This window comes from Streptococcus oralis (assembly GCF_003944215.1).
In the GTDB taxonomy this organism is placed as follows: domain Bacteria; phylum Bacillota; class Bacilli; order Lactobacillales; family Streptococcaceae; genus Streptococcus; species Streptococcus oralis_BI.
The window spans coordinates 1-706 of the sequence record NZ_RJVZ01000040.1; the positions used below are offsets into that span (position 1 = coordinate 1).

Here is a 706-nt window from a genome sequence, read left to right on the forward strand (position 1 = left end):
ATGCTAAATTCACTAAAAATGTAATTAAAGAAAATAAAAGCTATAAATCAAAGGTACTAGATTTACTCAAGGTTGCTGATTTCAATATTACTGATTTGGATATCAAGCAACGCAAACTTGAAATAAAACCTTTTGGCAACTCCGATGCAGAAATCCCAAAAGAAATTGTTGATGAAGTACGAGACGAAGCGACTCGCCTTTTATCAAAGCATAATATCTATGATTCAGAAGGAATGATTGTCGATAGTAAGCTATTTGATGTAGAAAGGTTTGAGTCTAGTGGAACCAGAGTATTCTTAAGTTTAGCTGGTCCAATTATTAACGTATTAGAAAAAGGAGGTATTTTAGTAATTGATGAAGCAGATGCATTGTTGCATCCTCTAGTTACTAAATATTTAATTGAACTCTTTAATGATATTGAAAACACTCATTCTCAATTAATTATCACGAGCCATAATTCAAATATTCTTGATCAAGAATTATTAAGAAGGGACCAAATCTGGTTTGTAGAAAAAGATGAACTTGAGATTAGTCATTTGACTGCTCTTTCAGAATATAAATTTAATGGTTCCGTTGTTCGTAGTGATGAAAGATATGCGAAAAACTATTTAAAAGGTAAGTACGGAGCTATTCCTTATATTAGAAATGATATGATTCATAAAATTTTTAAAGCCAATTTGGGAGATTGATTTATAATGACTAATGG

1 protein-coding gene is annotated in these 706 nt (G+C 30.6%); it reads left to right on the forward strand.

What is annotated here, in order from left to right; translation table 11 throughout:
- A partial coding sequence (locus D8804_RS09985) for an AAA family ATPase (RefSeq protein WP_142999718.1) occupies window positions 1-689 on the forward strand: 689 nt, incomplete at its 5' end.
- Between the last annotated feature and the right edge of the window lie 17 nt (window positions 690-706).